This is a genomic window from Streptomyces litchfieldiae, from assembly GCF_031845365.1.
Lineage (GTDB): Bacteria > Actinomycetota > Actinomycetes > Streptomycetales > Streptomycetaceae > Streptomyces > Streptomyces litchfieldiae.
The window spans coordinates 100203-116484 of sequence record NZ_JAVREL010000020.1; the positions used below are offsets into that span (position 1 = coordinate 100203).

The 16282-nt window shown below is 71.8% G+C and carries 14 protein-coding genes and 1 tRNA gene; 10 read left to right on the top strand and 5 right to left on the bottom strand.

What is annotated here, in order from left to right; translation table 11 throughout:
* Window positions 1-2 precede the first annotated feature (2 nt).
* Both RM590_RS28075 and RM590_RS28080 read right to left on the bottom strand, forming a co-directional pair.
* A complete protein-coding gene (locus RM590_RS28075; protein WP_311707571.1) occupies window positions 3-638 on the bottom strand; it encodes a dTDP-4-dehydrorhamnose 3,5-epimerase family protein in 636 nt (211 codons plus the stop codon).
* 61 nt (window positions 639-699) lie between these two features.
* Entirely contained in the window at window positions 700-1767 is a 1068-nt protein-coding gene (locus RM590_RS28080) for a glucose-1-phosphate thymidylyltransferase (RefSeq protein ID WP_311707539.1), read from the bottom strand.
* A gap of 182 nt (window positions 1768-1949) precedes the next feature.
* On the opposite strand from RM590_RS28080, the gene RM590_RS28085 reads away from it, so the two are divergent.
* The 7 genes from RM590_RS28085 (at window position 1950) to RM590_RS28115 (ending at window position 9986) form a co-directional block, all read left to right on the top strand.
* Window positions 1950-3086, top strand: a complete 1137-nt coding sequence (locus tag RM590_RS28085) for a nucleotide disphospho-sugar-binding domain-containing protein (RefSeq protein WP_311707540.1) — start codon at window positions 1950-1952, stop codon at window positions 3084-3086.
* Window positions 3087-3398: 312 nt separating this feature from the next.
* Window positions 3399-4373: a dTDP-glucose 4,6-dehydratase gene (rfbB, locus tag RM590_RS28090; RefSeq protein WP_311707541.1), complete on the top strand. Its 975-nt coding sequence runs from the start codon at window positions 3399-3401 to the stop codon at window positions 4371-4373.
* Window positions 4370-5299 carry a dTDP-4-dehydrorhamnose reductase gene (gene rfbD / locus RM590_RS28095; protein WP_311707542.1) on the top strand — a complete coding sequence of 310 codons (930 nt, stop codon included), beginning with the start codon at window positions 4370-4372 and terminating at the stop codon, window positions 5297-5299. Before rfbB ends, rfbD begins: the two co-directional genes overlap by 4 nt.
* The gene (locus RM590_RS28100; RefSeq protein WP_311707543.1) at window positions 5296-6567 is read left to right on the top strand and encodes a class I SAM-dependent methyltransferase; all 1272 of its coding nucleotides are present in this window, start codon (window positions 5296-5298) and stop codon (window positions 6565-6567) included. Before rfbD ends, RM590_RS28100 begins: the two co-directional genes overlap by 4 nt.
* Before the next feature lie 95 nt (window positions 6568-6662).
* Window positions 6663-7721: a 3-oxoacyl-[acyl-carrier-protein] synthase III C-terminal domain-containing protein gene (locus RM590_RS28105; RefSeq protein WP_311707544.1), complete on the top strand. Its 1059-nt coding sequence runs from the start codon at window positions 6663-6665 to the stop codon at window positions 7719-7721.
* 190 nt (window positions 7722-7911) lie between these two features.
* Window positions 7912-8394, top strand: coding sequence for a hypothetical protein (locus tag RM590_RS28110; RefSeq protein ID WP_311707545.1), 483 nt, complete (start codon window positions 7912-7914; stop codon window positions 8392-8394).
* On the top strand, window positions 8391-9986 hold the full coding sequence (locus tag RM590_RS28115) for a multicopper oxidase family protein (protein ID WP_311707546.1): 1596 nt from the start codon (window positions 8391-8393) through the stop codon (window positions 9984-9986). Before RM590_RS28110 ends, RM590_RS28115 begins: the two co-directional genes overlap by 4 nt.
* An 82-nt stretch (window positions 9987-10068) precedes the next feature.
* On the opposite strand, the gene RM590_RS28120 is transcribed toward RM590_RS28115, so the two are convergent.
* Entirely contained in the window at window positions 10069-10752 is a 684-nt protein-coding gene (locus RM590_RS28120) for a hemerythrin domain-containing protein (RefSeq protein WP_311707547.1), read from the bottom strand.
* A 266-nt stretch (window positions 10753-11018) separates the two neighbouring features.
* Here RM590_RS28120 and RM590_RS28125 point away from each other — a divergent pair, with 266 nt between their 5' ends.
* On the top strand, window positions 11019-12764 hold the full coding sequence (locus tag RM590_RS28125) for an MFS transporter (protein ID WP_311707548.1): 1746 nt from the start codon (window positions 11019-11021) through the stop codon (window positions 12762-12764).
* A gap of 16 nt (window positions 12765-12780) precedes the next feature.
* On the opposite strand, the gene RM590_RS28130 is transcribed toward RM590_RS28125, so the two are convergent.
* Window positions 12781-13365, bottom strand: a complete 585-nt coding sequence (locus RM590_RS28130) for a helix-turn-helix domain-containing protein (protein WP_311707549.1) — start codon at window positions 13363-13365, stop codon at window positions 12781-12783.
* Between the two features lie 67 nt (window positions 13366-13432).
* Here RM590_RS28130 and RM590_RS28135 point away from each other — a divergent pair, with 67 nt between their 5' ends.
* Both RM590_RS28135 and RM590_RS28140 read left to right on the top strand, forming a co-directional pair.
* The gene (locus RM590_RS28135) at window positions 13433-14131 is read left to right on the top strand and encodes an AzlC family ABC transporter permease (RefSeq protein ID WP_311707550.1); all 699 of its coding nucleotides are present in this window, start codon (window positions 13433-13435) and stop codon (window positions 14129-14131) included.
* A 353-nt stretch (window positions 14132-14484) separates the two neighbouring features.
* Window positions 14485-14562: transfer RNA gene (locus tag RM590_RS28140), tRNA-Thr, on the top strand.
* A 40-nt stretch (window positions 14563-14602) separates the two neighbouring features.
* Here the strand turns inward: RM590_RS28140 and RM590_RS28145 are convergent.
* The gene (locus RM590_RS28145; RefSeq protein WP_311707551.1) at window positions 14603-16279 is read right to left on the bottom strand and encodes a tyrosine-type recombinase/integrase; all 1677 of its coding nucleotides are present in this window, start codon (window positions 16277-16279) and stop codon (window positions 14603-14605) included.
* Window positions 16280-16282 lie beyond the last annotated feature (3 nt).

The following is a 16282-nucleotide window of genomic DNA, read 5'->3' on the forward strand; positions in this document are numbered from 1 at the left end:
TTTCACGGTAGCAGAGGGCTCGAATTCGCTGTGGGAATTGGATTCTTATTCGTCAACTCCCCGGAAACCCAGCGCCGGCAGGCCGCGTTGTCCGGCAGCAGGCCCGTGACCCGCGCCTCCTTCAGCGTCGGCGCGGCGGCGTCCCGGGGGGACAGGACGGGGTCGGCCACCGGCCAGTCGATGGCCAGCTCGGGGTCCAGCGGATGCACCACGTGCTCGCGGCCGGGCGCATACGTCGTGGACAGCAGGTAGTTCATCGACGCGTCCTCGGTGAGCGCGCAGAAGCCGTGCCCCAGCCCTTCGGCGAGGAACAGGGCGCGCCGCTCGATGTCGTCCAGCCGCACGCCCTGCCACCGGCCAAAGGTGGGGGAGCCCACCCGGAGGTCCACGACGACGTCGAACACCGCGCCCCGCACACACGTCACGTACTTCGCCTGCCCCGGCGGCACATCGGCGAAGTGGATGCCGCGCGTCACACCGCGCGCCGAGCGCGACAGGCTCGCCTGCGCCCAGCGCACGTCACGGCCCACCGCGTCGGCCAGCCGGTCGAAGCGGTACCACTCCAGGAACGTCCCGCGGACGTCTGTGTGCTGCTGTGGAACGATCTCGAAGGCGCCGTCGATGTCCAGCGGCCGGATGTCCATGGCTCTCCTCGCCGTGGCCTTTGTCCGTGGGCTCTTTCGGATTCAGGAAGGGGGGTCAGATGCGGATGCGCACGCTGCTGTGGTCCCCGAGGACCAGCCGGTGGCTCTTCGGCGCCTCGCGCGCGGCGGTGACCTCGGCCCGGCGCCCGATGAGCGACGCCTGGATCCGGTGCACGCCGTCGATGGCGGAGTCCGCCAGCACGATGGAGAACTCGATCTCGCTGCCGGAGATCCGGCAGCCGTCGGCCACCGAGGTGAACGGGCCGATGTACGTGTCGGTGATGCGGCAGTCGGCGCCGATGATCGCCGGCCCGATGATGCGGGAGTTGCGGATGTGGGCGCCCTCGGCGATCGCGACCCGGCCGATGATCTCGCTCGACTCGTCCACGTCCCCGTCGACGCGGGGGGCGACGCTCTCCAGCACCTGCCGGTTGACCTCCAGCATGTCGGTGACGTTCCCGGTGTCCTTCCAGTACCCCGAGATCAGCGACGAACGGACCTCGTGGCCCTGGTCGACGAGGTGCTGGATCGCGTCCGTGATCTCCAGTTCCCCGCGCGCGGAGGGCCGGATCTCGCGGACCGCGTCATGGATCGAGGGGGTGAACAGGTACACACCCACCAGCGCGAGGTCGCTCTTGGGGAACTTCGGCTTCTCCACGAGCTGGACGACCCGGCCGTTCTCGTCGAGCTCCGCGACTCCGAACGCCGACGGATCGGCCACCTTCGTCAGCAGGATCTGCGCGTCGGGCCGTGCCCGGTGGAACTCCTCGACCAGCGGGGTGATCCCGTCGACGACGAAGTTGTCGCCGAGATACATGGCGAAGTCCTCGTCGCCCAGGAAGTCACGGGCCAGCAGCACCGCGTGCGCCAGGCCGAGCGGCCGGTCCTGGCGGATGTATGTGACGTCCAGACCGAATCGGGAACCGTCGCCGACCGCCGCCCGGATTTCCTCGGCCGTCTCGCCGACCACCACGCCGACGTCCGTAATTCCGGCCGCCGCGAGTGATTCCAGGACATAGAACAGCACGGGTTTGTTGGCGACGGGAACGAGCTGCTTCGCCGACGTGTGGGTGATGGGGCGCAGCCTGGTACCGGAACCCCCCGACAGAACCAAACCCTTCACGGCAACTCCTGTTTTCATAGGGGAGAGCAATAGTGTGCGGCATGCGTCTGACAATGCACTGACGCGCCACTGACACCTTCCTGACGGCCCACTGACGGTGGCGAGTTATTACCTGCCAGGTAATGGACCGGAGATCCCGCGGATGGCGAAATTGGATGGACGGAAGGGAAAGGGAGTCAATCATGCGTGTACTCTTCGCAGCCACCCCCGGAGCCAATTACGCCCTCTCGACGGTACCGCTGGCCTGGACCCTGCGGCTCGCCGGCCACGAGGTGCTCATGGCCACCGGTGGTGACGGCCTCAAGGCGAAGGACGCGGGTCTGCCGGTCGAGGACATCATGCCGGGCCACAACGCCGTGGGCATGGTCCTGGAGACGTTCGCCAAGCACCCAGAACTGGCCGGCGAGTACGCGGGCATCGACCACGCGGACTTCGACGCCGTCCAGCGCGTCTACGCCAAGCTGACCAACCACCAGACCGTGATGACCGACGGCGTCGTCCGGGCCGCCGAGGAGTGGCGCCCCGACGTGGTGATCAACTCGCCGCAGTACGTGGGCGGTCTGCTCGCCGCCGCCAAGGTCGGCGTGCCCGTCGTGGAGCACGGCATCGGCCTGATCCACTACGACGGCTTCAGCGAGAAGCTGCGCGAGTGGAACGCCCCGCTGTTCGAGCGCTACGGCGTCGAACTGCCCGAGCGGCAGTACGCCATCGACATCGCCCCGCCCAGCCTCGCGCAGAACACCCGCGGCTGGAAGATGCGCTGCGTTCCCTACAACGGCGGCTACGTCGTTCCCGAGGACTTCCGCACCGCCCCCGAGCGGCCACGCATCGCCGTCACCCTGGGCACCATGGCCCCGGCGTTCGGCGGCCTGTCCCCGCTGAACAAGCTGATCGCGCTGGCCGCCGACATCGACGCCGAGTTCCTGCTGGCCCTCGGCAACGTCGACACCACCGAGCTGGGCACGGTGCCCGACAATGTCGAGATCCGCGGCTGGGTGCCGCTCAGCCTGCTGCTGCGCACCAGCGCGGGCCTGGTCCACCACGGCGGCGCCGGCAGCACGCTTGCCGCGCTCGCGCACGGCGTGCCGCAGATCCTGATGCCGGAGGAGGGCGAGCGCTACGCCAACGCCCAGCTCATCGCGGCCCGCGGCGCCGGCATCGCCCAGGCGGCGACCGAGCTGACCAAGGAGGCCATCGACTCCCTGCTGCACGACGCGTCGCTGCGCACCGCCGCCGCCGAGGTGCGCGAGGAGATGCGCGCCATGCCCCACCCCGCCACCGTCGAGGCCCACCTGAGGGAGATCACCGGCAAGGACTGACCCTCCGCCGGACTGCCTGCGGGGGACCGCCCTCCGGGAGACCCCCGCGGAGATCCCGCGGCCCGGCCGGACCACCATGGGACAGGGCCCGTCTTCGAAGAGGCCGCCCTGCCCACGCCGCCTGGCACGCACACTCGCTGCGTTGCCGAATCGCGCGAGTACGAACAAGTACGAGCTGCGATCCGGCGCCTTGCGATCGCACGCACCAGACGACGCGGGCGGACGGACGCCCCCTTCGAAGACGGACCCACCCCATGGACGGCGGCGCCGGGCCGCCCGTTTCACCATCCAGCGCCACAAGGAGCGGCAGCCATGCGCATTCTCGTCACGGGCGGCGCCGGTTTCATCGGCTCGGCGTTCGTCCGGCGACTGCTGACCGGGGGAGCGGAGCGGGTGACCGTGCTCGACGCCCTCACCTACTCCGGCAACCTCGCCAATCTCGCCCCGGTCGCCGGGCACGCCGACTACGCCTTCGTGCGCGGCGACATCCGCGACCCCGACACCGTCTCGCGGGTGATGGCCGGCCACGACGCCGTGGTCCACTTCGCGGCCGAGTCGCACGTCGACCGGTCGATCGCCGGCGCCCTCCCGTTCGTCTCCACCAACGTGCAGGGCACCCAGGTCCTGCTGGACGCCGCGCTGCGGCACGGCGTCGGCCGCTTCGTCCACGTCTCCACGGACGAGGTCTACGGCTCCATCGACGAGGGGCACTGGCGCGAGGACCAGCCGCTGGCCCCCAGTTCCCCGTACTCCGCCTCCAAGGCCGGCTCGGACCTGCTGGCGCTGGCCTGTCACCGCACCCATGGCCTGGACGTGGTGATCACCCGCTGCTCCAACAACTACGGGCCGTACCAGTACTGCGAGAAGCTCATCCCCCTCTTCGTGACCAACCTGCTCCAGGGCAAGCGCGTGCCGCTCTACGGCGACGGCGGCAACGTCCGCGAGTGGCTCCACGTGGACGACCACTGCCGCGGCATCGAGACCGTCCTGCGGCACGGCCGCGCCGGGGAGATCTACCACATCGGCGGCGGCGCCGAGCTGACCAACCGCGAGCTCGTCGGCCGGCTGCTGGCCGCCTGCGGCGCCGACTGGAGCGCCGTGGACCACGTCGCGGACCGCAAGGGCCACGACCGGCGCTACGCGCTGTCCGCCGAGAAGATCCGCGACGAGCTGGGCTTCGCCCCGGAGATCGACTTCACCGAGGGCCTGGCCGCCACCGTCGCCTGGTATCGCGAGAACCGCGACTGGTGGCGCGCGCCCGCCGCCGAGGCGGTGGCGGGCGCATGACGCGCTGGCTGGTGACGGGCGCGGGCGGCATGCTCGGCCGTGAGCTGCTGACCGTCCTGGCCGCCGACCCCGGCGCCCGGGTGACCGCGGCCTCCCGCGCCACGCTCGACATCACCGACGCGAACGCGGTGACCGCCGCGGTGGCGGGGCACGACCTCGTCGTCAACGCCGCCGCCTGGACGGACGTCAACGGCGCCGAGGCGCACGAGGCCGAGGCCGTCGCGGTCAACGGCCGGGCCGTCGCCACCCTGGCCACGGCCTGCGCCGCGAACGGGGCGCGGCTGATCCACGTCTCCACCGACTACGTCTTCCCCGGCGACACCGCCACCCCCTACGCCGAGAACGCCCCCACCCGCCCCATCAACGCCTACGGCCGGAGCAAACGCGCCGGCGAGGAGGCCGTCGCGGCCCTGCTGCCGGAGACCGGCCACGTGGTGCGCACTGCCTGGCTCTACGGCCGGCACGGCAAGAACTTCGTCAGCACCATCCTGAGCCGCGCCGCGGCGGGCCGGACGCTGCGGGTGGTCGACGACCAGCACGGCCAGCCGACCTGGGCCGCGGCGCTCGCCGAGCGCCTGGTGGAGCTCGGCCGCCGCGCGCACGCCGGTCACGCGCCGGGCGGCGTCTACCACGGCACGGCCGCCGGCCGGGCCACCTGGTTCGACCTGGCCCGCGCGGCCGTCGAACTGGCCGGACTCGACCCCGACTTGGTGACGCGCGGCAGCACGCGCGACCACGCGGGCCCCGCCCCCCGGCCCCCCTTCAGCGTGCTGGCGCACGACCGGTGGGCCGCCGCCGGGCTGCCGCCGATGGCGCACTGGCGGGACATGCTCACCACGGCGCTGTCCGGGCCCTTCCCCGGCCGGCCCGCGCCCGACCCGGAACGACACGTCAGTACAGGCATCGGAAGAGAGGCACGTTCGTGAACGAGGACACCAGGGAGCCGGTGCGGCTGATCGACACCTGCCGGGTCTGCGACGGAAACGACTGGCAGGAGGTCGTCTCCTTCGGCCCGCTGCCACTGGCCAACAGCTTCCTTGAACCGGCCGACAGTTACGACGACGAGCCCGCCTACCCGCTGGGCGTCGTCTCCTGCCGGTCCTGCCGGCTGATGAGCCTGACCCATGTGGTCGACCCGGAGGTGCTCTACCGCCGGTACTTCTACGTCACCTCCGACTCCCGCACCATGGCCGAGCACATGCGGCATGTCGCCGCGCTGTGCCGTGACCGGTTCGCGCTGCCCGCCGGCTCGTTCGTCGTCGAGATGGGCAGCAACACCGGGCAGCAGCTCTCGGCGTTCCAGGACATCGGCATGCGCACCCTGGGCGTCGATCCCGCCCGCGACCTGGCCGCCGCGGCCGGGGAGCGCGGCGTGGAGACGCTGCCCGACTTCTTCTCCGGGCCCACCGCGCGCCGCGTGCTGAAGGAGTACGGGCCCGCGCGGCTGATCCTGGGCCGCCATGTCTTCGCGCACATCGACAACATCGCCGAGATCGCCGTGGGCGTGCGTGAACTCCTCGAACCCGCCGGGGTGTTCGCCGTCGAGGTGCCCTACGCCCTGGACATGCTGGAGCACAACGAGTTCGACACGATCTACCACGAGCACCTGTCGTACTTCGCCGTCGACACGCTCGCCACGCTGTTCGGCCGGCACGGGCTGCGCGTGGTGGACGTCGAACGGCTGGCGGTGCACGGCGGATCGATCCTCGTCTTCGTCGGCCGCGACGACGGCCCCTGGGAGCCGCGCCCCGTGGTGGACCGGATGCGGGAGCAGGAGCGGGACTTCGGGCTCTTCGAGGACGCCACCTACGCCGAGTTCGCCGGCCGCGTGGCGGGGATCGGCGAGAAGCTGCCGGCCCTGGTGCGCTCCCTGGTCGCCGACGGCAAGCGGGTCGCCGGCTACGGCGCCCCCGCCAAGGGCAACACGCTGCTGGGCGTGTGCGGACTGGGCACCGACGAGCTGGAGTTCTCCATCGACACCACCGTGCTCAAGCACGGCCGGGTGCTGCCCGGCTCCCACATCCCGGTGCGCACCCCGGAGTACGGCAAGGAGAACCCGCCGGACTACTACCTGCTGCTGGCCTGGAACTACGCGGAGGAGATCATCGGCAAGGAACGCGAATTCCTGGAGAACGGCGGCCGGTTCATCGTTCCGATCCCCGAGCCCACGATCGTCTCCGCCGACGATCTGTGAACTGCCTTGCTCAACAGGGCTGATGACGGCCGGGAGGTGACGAAGAACTTCCCGGCCGAGGGCACCGCGCCCGGCCGCTCCCTAGCATGCCAAGCGTGGCCCTCACCGAGACATCCGCCGAACCCGGCGCGCTCATCCGCGAGTGGCGCCGCCGACGGAAACTCAGCCAACTGGAGCTCGCCGAACGGGCGGAGGTCTCGGCGCGGCACCTGAGCTTCGTGGAGAACGGCCGGGCGCGCCCCAGCCGGGGCCTGCTGCTGCGGCTGTCGGACCATCTGGGCGTGCCCGTTCAGCACCGCAGCACCCTGCTGGTGGCCGCCGGATACGCCCCGCTGCGCCCGCCGCCCGGCCGCGCCGCCGTGCTGGAGGGCATCGGCGGTCATCTGCCGCCGCCCGCCGGGGAGTCGGCCGACACCTGCGAGCTGGCCGTGGCCGCCGGGCGCCGCGCGCTCGCCTCCTCCGGCTCGGTGGCGGCCGGAGCCGTCGTGCTGGCCACCGCGACCCCTGACGCCGCCGCGCCGACCGCCCCGCGCGTCGCGGCCCGGCTCGGCCTCGGCGGCGTGGCCGCGTTCGACGTGGCGGCCGTGTGCAGCGGGTTCCTGTACGGACTGGCCAGCGCCGCGGGCCTGGTGACCTCCGGCGCCGCCGAACGCGTGCTGCTCGTCGCCGCGGATCGCGCCGCCGCCGGCGCGCCGGGCGGCGCCGCGGCCGTCGTGCTCCGCGCCGGGCACGCCCGCGAGGCCGGCGCCGTCGGCCGCGTGGTGCTGGGCAGCGACGGCGAGCAGGACGAGCGCGCCGACGCCGACGCGTCGCGGCACACCGCCGAACGCGTCTACGCCGCCAGCCTGGAGGCGCTCGACACCGCGGGCTGGTCGGCGCGGGACATCGACCAACTGGCCGCCCCTCGCGGCGACGTGGCGAAGGTGCTGCGGGAGGTGGCCGAGCGGCTGTGCGTGCCGCCGGAACGCCGCCTGCCGCCCGCCGGCGACGGGTCGCCGACCGGCGCCGCGGCCGTTCCCCTGCTGCTGGCGCGGGCCGCCGCCGAGGGCGCCCTCGGCGCCGGTCACCGGGTGCTGCTCGCCGCGTTCGGAGACGGACTGACCTGGGGGGCCACCGCGCTGCGGTGGCCCCGTGTGCGGTCCCAGTGGGGCTGAAAGAATCAGACGTGACAGATCTTGTTCGAAGTCTTGGTCGGCACACGGCCGGACCGCCTCTACTGGGGATTCGTATGACCGTTGGCGCCCGGCGATCGGTACGGACGAACCAGCCTGTGCCGGCCGCGACATGTCGGAAGGAATGGGTAACTCTGTGAAGCGCTTAAGTACGGGAGCGCCGGACGCTGAAGTGCGATCGCTCCCCGGGGACGTGGCCGTCATCCGGCCCGTGACGGGCCGCGTGGTCGTGGGTCTGCTGCGGACGGTGTGCCTCCTGGCCCTCATCACCACGATCGGACTCGCCGCGGTGGCCGGGTTGTTCGTCACCGGTGACATCGAAATGCTCGACTGGCACGAGACGTACGCGATGGCGCTGAACGTCCTCACGCTCGCCCAGGTCGTGCTGGCCGTGCTGCTGTGGCGGCGCAACCGCTGGCTGCGGTGGCCCATGGCGGCGGCGCTCGGCCTGCTGGTCATGGTCGCCATCCAGCAGATCCTCGGCGACCGCCGGACCCTGGGCGGCCACATGCCGCTGGGCATGGCCATCTGCGCCGTCGAGGCGGCCCTGGTGCTGTGGACGTTCGCGCTGCTGCGGCCGGCGCGCACGCCCGACGCCGCGGCGGACGAGCCGGCCGAGGAGCGGGCGCTCGTCGGGGCGGAGGGAGAGGAGTGAAGGCCCGCCCGCTGTCCCGGCGCCGTGTCCTCCAACTCGCCGGTGGCACCGCCGTGGTGGCGGCCGGCGTCACGGCCTGCGGCGAGCTGACGAAGGAGACCACCGGCAAGATCGTCACCAGCGCGGCCCCGCTGCCGGAGCCGTTCGGCGTGCCGCTGCCGATCCCCCAGGTCGCCCGGCCGGTCAGCCAGGAGGGCGGCGTCGACCGGTTCGAGGTCGAGCAGCGCAAGGCCGCCGTGGAGATCCTGCCCGGCCTCCAGACCACCGTGTGGGGCTACGACGGGACCTTCCCGGGCCCGACGTTCATCGCCCAGGGCGGTCGCACCGCGCTGGTCACCGTGCGCAACTCGCTGCCGGTGCCCACCTCCACGCATCTGCACGGCGGCGTCACCCCGCCCGACTCCGACGGCTACCCCACCGACCTGGTGCTGCCCGTCGGCAGTGACCCCGACGCCCCCGAGAGCAACTGGACGCCCGACACGGCCCACGGGATGCACGTCGCGCCCGAGGACTGGACGCTCCACGCGGGGGAGAAGACGTACGAGTACCCGCTGCGACAGCGGGCCGCCACGCTCTGGTACCACGACCACCGCATGGACTTCAGCGCGCCGCAGGTCTGGCGCGGGCTGGCCGGCTTCTTCCTGGTGCGGGACGAGGAGGAGCAGGGGCTCCCGCTGCCCCAGGGGGAGCGGGACATACCGCTGATGATCTGCGACCGCGCCTTCGAGGAGGACGGCTCGTTCCGCTACCCCTCGCTGGACCCGTCGCTGTCGGGCGAGCCGGGCGTGGAGTCCGACTACCACTCGGGCGTCCTCGGCGATGTGCAGTTGGTCAACGGCGCGCCCTGGCCGGTGCTCGACGTGACCACCACCCGCTACCGGTTCCGGCTGCTGAACGCGTCGAACGCCCGCCGCTACCAGCTCACGCTGGAGGCCGATGGGCGCCGGGTCGGGCCCATCGTCCAGATCGGCAGCGATGTCGGGCTGCTGGAGCGGCCGGTGTCCCACGACACGATCACCATGGCGCCGGCCGAACGGTTCGACGTGGTCGTCGACTTCTCCCAGTTCCCGGTGGACACCCGCGTCAACCTGGTGAACACGCTGGAGGACGGGGCCATGCGCCAGGTGATGCAGTTCCGCGTCGCCCGCCGCGCGCAGGACGACTCCAGCGTCCCCGACCGGCTGCTCGCCGAGCCGGTGCGGGTGGCCCGTTCCCAGTCGGTGCGGGAGCGGACGTTCGACTTCCGGCTCACCAACGAGGGCGGCCACGAGATGTGGACGGTCAACGGACGCCCGTTCAGCACCGGTGACTCCTGGGCGAACCCGCGGCTGGACACGGTCGAACTCTGGCGGTTCAGCAGCGACTTCCACCACCCCGTCCATCTGCACCTGGCGCACTTCCAGGTGATCTCCCGCAACGGGGAGGCGCCGGAGCCGACCGACGCCGGGTGGAAGGACACCGTGGACGTCCGCCCGTACGAGGTGGTCGAGGTGCTGGCCCGGTTCGCCGGGCACAAGGGCCGCTACATGATGCACTGCCACAACCTGGAACACGAGGACATGGCGATGATGGCCAACTTCCACGTGGAGTAAGCCGGTTCGCTCCCCGCGCAGCGGAACGGCCCGCCCCTTCACGGGGCGGGCCGTTTCACGGTGCTCGGCGGCGCGGCGGCCGTCAGGCCGGGGTGTCGCTCCAGCGCGGGACACTGCGGTACGCCGGCTCCCACTCCTGGTGCAGCATGTAGCGCAGCGGGGGCGGCAGCGGGCCGAGCGCCCGGTTGCGCGTCTCGTTGCTCGCGCCGTCCAGCAGCCACGCGAAGTAGGCGCCGACGTCGGACATGGTCTGGGTGCGGAGCATGAACTGGCTGTAGTTCGCCCAGCCCTCGGGGCCGAGGTGGGTCTCCACCAGCGGCAGGGCCTGGTCCTCCTCGTGCTCCATGTGCGCGGCGATCGAGGTGGTGAACTCCTTGACGGCCGCCTCCAGTTCGGGACCGCCGGTCTCGAAGGCGGCGTCGATGCGCTCCTGGAGGGGGTCGATCTGGCCGTGCTCGGCCTCCATCAGGTCCAGGACCGCGATGTCCTCGGGGGCGGTGAGCTTCTCCCGGAGCTGCGGCCAGACGGCCTCGTCCTCGCCGACGTGGTGGCTGTGGAGCTGCTCCTTGAACGTCTGCCAGCCGTTGCGCACCGCCGGATCCCCGGCGCGGCCCGCCGCCACCGCGGCCTCCAGGCGGCGCAGATCGCGCAGGAACGCGTCGTGCGTCAGATACATCATCGTGAAGTCCACCGCGCCGGGCGGCTGGTCGCGCTTGCGGACGGGCGTACCGGTGGCGTCGGCGCGATCGCTGTCATTGGTGGTCATCAGAACTCCTTGCGGGCGCTCTTGGCATGGCGGGCCGAGCCACTGCGTCCACCCCGGCCCACATCAGAAACGGTATTCCGCAAGAGACTTAGTGGTCAAGCAAGTTAGTATTAAAGTGTCTTGGTTGCTGTGAATACGTCACTTGACAGAGTGCACTGGTGAACGTTGGCCCCTCCGGCGACTCGTTGCACGATCGGATGGACGCCCGGCAGGCGGGGCGCGCTTGTCCTTGCCCGGACTGATGTGAGGAAAGGTCGGGAAGCCCCATGGCCGTGCCCACCGAGAAAACCACCGAGGAACCCGGCGAGAGGGAGCTGAAGGATCTCGCGGAACGGCCCGAGGCCGCCGCCGACGCGCCGGATCCCAAGCGCTGGGTGGCCCTGTCGGTCATTCTGTTCGCCGCGTTCATGGATCTGCTGGACGTGACGATCGTCAATGTCGCGGTCCCCAGTATCCAGGGCGATCTGGGCGCCAGTTATTCCGCGGTCGCCTGGATCACCGCCGGCTACGCCCTCTCCTTCGCCACCCTGCTGATCACCGGCGGCCGGCTCGGCGACATCTACGGGCGGCGGCGCGTGCTGCTCATCGGCATGGCCGGGTTCACCGTCGCGTCGCTGCTGTGCGGCATCGCGGACAGCCCCGGCATGCTGGTCGCCGCCCGGGTCGTGCAGGGCGCCATGGCGGCGCTGATGGTGCCCCAGGTGCTGTCCATCATCCATGTGACCTTCCCGGCGGAGGAGCGCGGCAAGGTCTTCGGGATGTTCGGCGGCATCGGCGGGCTGGCCGTCATCCTGGGCCCGGTGCTGGGCGGCGTGTTCGTCGAGGCCGACCTCTTCGGCTGGTCGTGGCGGCCCATCTTCCTGGTCAACCTGCCCGTCGGCATCGCCACGTTCATCGCCGCGCTTTACTTCGTGCGTGAGTCCAAGGACCCCGACGCCCCGCGCCTGGACGTCGTCGGCGTGGTGCTCGCGGCGGCCAGTGTGCTGATGCTCGTGTACCCGCTCACCCAGGGGCGCGAACTGGGCTGGCCCGCCTGGTCGTTCGTCATGATGGCCGGCTCCCTCGTGCTGCTCGGCTGCTTCATCTCCTATGAGCGGCGGCTGATAGCGCGCGGCGGCTCGCCGCTGATCGCCCTCGACATGTTCACCGCGCGCAGCTTCGCCGGCGGCTTCAGCGTCAACCTGGTCTACAGCGTGGCCTACGGCACGTTCTTCCTGACCTGGACCCTCTACATGCAGACGGGCCTGGGCTGGTCGGCGATGCGCGCGGGGCTGACGGCCCTGCCCATGTTCATCGGCTTCATCCTGGCGGCCGGCATGGCGGTGCAGTTCCTGACGCCCCGCTTCGGGCGGCGGGTGCTCTTCGCCGGCGGCGGCCTGCTCATCCTGGGCGGGCTGGCGCTGATCTGGGCCAGCGACCGGTACGGGCTGGGCATCGACTCGGTGGAGATGAGCGTCCCGATCTTCGTCTTCGGGCTCGGCATGGGCTGTGTCGTCGCGCCCGTGCTGGACTTCGCGCTCACCGACGTGCCGCACAAGGTCGCCGGCTCCGCGTCCGGCGTGCTCAACACCTCCGGGCAGCTCGGCGGCGCCATCGGCATCGCCCTGGTCGCCGTGCTCTTCCTGGCGGCGCTGCCCGGCCAGTCCGGCAAGGGCATCGACTCCGTGGAGGCCCGCGTCCACCAGGAGCTGACGGTGGCCGGGGTCGCGGACGAGGACGTCCGGAACGGCATCGTCGCCGGCTACCGCCTCTGCACGGAGGACCGGATGGCCGAGGTCGACCCGAGCGTCGTCCCCGAGAGCTGCCGCACCGCGCCGGACGGCGTGACGCCCGAGCAGGCCGAGGTGGTCGCCGGGGTGCTGGCCGACAACGCCGGCGACGCGCAGGCCGAGACGTTCGCGCGGGCGTTTCGCGTGGGCATGTTCTACGTCCTGGGCCTGTTCGCGCTGATGACCCTGCTGATGACCGCCCTGCCCAAGTTCGCCAAGCCGCAGCAGGAGCCCGCCCTGTGACCCGGCCGGGCCCGCCTCAGATGTGCTCCATGACGATCACCGCGGTGGTGTCCGGCTCCAGGGCCTCGAAGACGTGCGGGGCGTCGCCCGGGTAGGAGGCGTAGTCGCCCGGGCCCAGTTCCACCGGCTCGCCGGCCGGGCCCACCAGCGCCCGGCCGGCGCCGAGTATCACGTGCTCCGCCGTGCCGGGCATGTGCGGGTCCGAGACCCGGGCCCGGCCGGGCTGGGCCGTGATCCGGTAGAGGTCCCGCCGGGCGCCCGGCGGGCAGGAGGCCAGCAACGCCGCCGCGTAGTCCGCCCGTTCGGAGTGGGTGACCGGGCCCTCGCCCAGCCGGACCACGCGGACGCCCGGCCGGGGCGGATCGAGCAGCCTGCTGAGCGGCACGCCCAGCGCGACGCCCAGCGCCCACAGCGTCTCCACGCTCGGATTGCCGGCGCCCGACTCCAACTGGGACAGCGTGGACTTGGCGACGCCCGCCCGCCGGGCCAGCTCGGTGAGGGACAGCCCCGCCCGGTCCCGCTCCCGGCGGAGCGCCGACGCGATGAGCCCCTTCAGGTCGGAGGGCTGCCGCTCGTCCCGGCCCGGTGACTCGTTCTCCATGTGTTCGCTCCAGACGTCTCTTCGTTCGACTTGACGAACGCGGCCTGCTCGGTTCACTGTAGCGGACATGCGTTCGTTCTGCCGAACACTCGATCGCCGCACGCTCGCCGACATCGGCCTGGTGTGCCTGGCCGACGCCGTCGTCGGCGCCTCCTTCGGCGCCATCGCCGTGGCGGGCGGCCTGCCCGCCTGGGTGCCGGTCGTCATGTCGCTGCTGGTCTTCGCCGGCGCGGCCCAGTTCGCCGCGCTGGGCGTGGTGCTCGCCGGCGGCCTCCCGCCGGCCGCCGTGCTGACCGGCCTGGTGCTCAACGCCCGCCTGCTGCCCTTCGGCCTCGCCGTCGCCGACGCCCTCGACGGCCGGTGGCGCGCCCGGCTGCTGGGCGCCCACCTGATCACCGACGAGTCACTGGCCTTCGCGCTGCGCCAGCCCGACGGCCGGCGCCGCCGGGCCGCGTTCTGGATATGCGGTGTCGTCGTGTTCCTCTGCTGGAACGTGGGCGTGGTCCTGGGCGCGCTCGCCGGCGGCGGGATCGGCGACACGGACGCGCTCGGGCTGGACGCCGCGTTCCCCGCGGTGCTGCTCGCCCTGGTGCTCCCCGCGCTGAGCGACCGCCGCACGCGGCGCGCCGCCCTGTCCGGCGCCGCGGTCGCGGTCGCGGCCACCCCGTTCCTGCCCGCCGGGCTGCCGGTGCTGCTCGCCCTCGCCGGCCTGCTGTGCTCGCCCGGCCGTACCCCCGCGCCCGCCGCGGTCCCGGAGGCGCGCTGATGCCCCTGTACGCCATCCTCCTGCTGGCCGCCGGCACCTACGCCCTTCGCGTGACCGGCCCGCTCTTGGGGCGTGTCCGCAAGGTCCCGTCTATCCCGCGACGCCTGGCGCGCACGCTCGCTGCGTTGCCGAATCGCGCGAGTACGGCCAAGTACGAGCTGCGATCCGGCGCCTTGCGATCGCACACACCAGACGCCGCGGGCGTGCGACGCGACCCTGCGGACACGCCCCCAAGCCACCGGGCGCGGATCCCCGACCGGGTGCGGCTGCTGCTGGCCAGGGCCGCCGCCGTGCTGCTGGTCGCCCTGGTGGCCACCGCCGCGCTCACCGAGGACCACGGCCCGGCCGGCTGGGCCCGGCCGGCCGGCGTGCTGGTGGCCGGCGCACTCGTAATGCGTAGGTCAAGGGTTCGATTCCCTTAGGCGGCTCCAGGAAAGGCCAGGCCACACCTCGTGTGACCTGGCCTTTTGCTTATGCCCGGACCCGGCCGGAGGGGAAGGTGATGATCTTCGCCCCCTCTGGCGTGAGCGTGGCGTGAGCGGAGGTATTTTCCGGCGCGGCGCGGCAGTCGTCGTCCTCCGTCGCCCCGCGCCGGAGGGGAACCAGCGTGGCGGCGGCCTCGGCCGCCTCAGCCCTGTTCTCTTCCGCGGTGCCGCTGCGCGGCTTCGCTGCGGCTCGGTCCAGCTCCGGGTCCTCCCGGACCGCGGCGCGGATCGCTTCGGTCATCTGCTCGACGAACGTCTCGGCGTGTAGGTCGAGTGCGGCCAGCCGCGCCGCGAATGCAGGGCTGGCGAGGAGTCGTCCAAGGTCTACGTCCGTGAGGCCCGGCGAGGGCTTGTCCGCGTCGCCACGGGGCACCATGCGGGCGGTCGCCTCGGCCGCTTGGAGGGCGACTTCGGGGAGCACGGACTGGTAGACCTCCCGCGTGATGCGGGTGTCGCTGTGACCCAGCGTTTCCGCGACGATCTTCGCGTCGACTCCCGCGGCGAGCATGAGCGTGGCAGCTCCGTGGCGCAGATCGTGCAGGCGGATCGGCGGGAGTCCCGATGCTGCGACGAGCCGGTCGAACTCCTCGCTGAGCCAACGGGGGTCGATCCACGTGCCGTCCTCCATCGTGAACAGCCGGCCCGTGTCGGTCCACGCCTCACCCAGATCGCGCCGCTTGGCCTCCTGCCGTGCGAGTTGGCCGTCGATCACCTCGTCGGTGACGGAGTCCACAGCGATGACCCGCGCGCCGCTGGTCTTCGGTGCACTCTCACGCACGCCCCAGCCGTTCTCGGTGCGTGTCTGCACCAGCTGTTTGGCGATGGTCAGTGTCTTGGCCAGGCGGTTCCGGTCGCCTCTGCGGCATCCGCACGCCTCGCCGCGGCGCAGGCCGCGGAAGGCGATCACATGCCACACGCCGTACAGCCAGTGGTCGGCGACGAAGTCGAGGAAGGCGCCGGTCTGCTCGGGTGTCCAGACCATCACCGGCGACGGTCTGAGACCGGTGCGCATCCACTCCTCGACACGTTCGGTCCTCCAGACCAGTGCCTTGGGCCGCTCGGCCGGTTCCAACTCCACGTGTGCGGCGGCGTTGGAGCTGAGGTCTCCGCGCTTGATAGCTGTATTCAGCGCGGCCCTGAGCGTGGCCTTGATGCGGTGCTGGGACGCCATGCCGGTGACCCGGCGGAACGGAGGCATCGCCTCGATGGCTGCCTTCAGTCCCTTGCGGAGGGCGCGGTTCTCCTTGCCCTTCGCGGGGATGGTGGACAGTTCCTCGAGCGCGGCGCGTCGCATCGTGTTCGCGTCGCGTATCTCTTCGTTGGTCGCCTCGATGGCGGCGAACATGGCGTCGAGGCGGGCGACGGTGAGACGATCGCGTCGGACGTGGCCGAGGTGTGGCTTGAGATGCACCCGGACGTCGATGTCGTAGCGGCTCTTGCCGCCGTCGCTGAGCTTCTTCTTGCCCGCCAGCCACTCATCGAGCCACTCACTGATCGTGATGTGGGAGGTGAGCGACTGCCCGGTGCCGAACTTCTTCTCCGTCTCCTCGAAGGGTACACGGCCTGGACCTGGAACCCCTGGGGCTGCGGCGGCGGCAGCGTGCTCATCGAGGACTGGAACGGCACGCCGACCAGCACCTACGGCGAAGGGTTCAGGGAGCACCTG

Bases quoted from the DNA above. Each gene is read 5' to 3' on its own strand.
- RM590_RS28085 (WP_311707540.1), top strand. From the start codon at position 1,950: ATGCGTGTACTCTTCGCAGCCACCCCCGGAGCCAATTACGCCCTCTCG.
- rfbB (WP_311707541.1), top strand. From the start codon at position 3,399: ATGCGCATTCTCGTCACGGGCGGCGCCGGTTTCATCGGCTCGGCGTTC.
- rfbD (WP_311707542.1), top strand. From the start codon at position 4,370: ATGACGCGCTGGCTGGTGACGGGCGCGGGCGGCATGCTCGGCCGTGAG.
- RM590_RS28120 (WP_311707547.1), bottom strand. From the start codon at position 10,752: ATGACCACCAATGACAGCGATCGCGCCGACGCCACCGGTACGCCCGTC.
- RM590_RS28125 (WP_311707548.1), top strand. From the start codon at position 11,019: ATGGCCGTGCCCACCGAGAAAACCACCGAGGAACCCGGCGAGAGGGAG.
- RM590_RS28130 (WP_311707549.1), bottom strand. From the start codon at position 13,365: ATGGAGAACGAGTCACCGGGCCGGGACGAGCGGCAGCCCTCCGACCTG.
- RM590_RS28135 (WP_311707550.1), top strand. From the start codon at position 13,433: ATGCGTTCGTTCTGCCGAACACTCGATCGCCGCACGCTCGCCGACATC.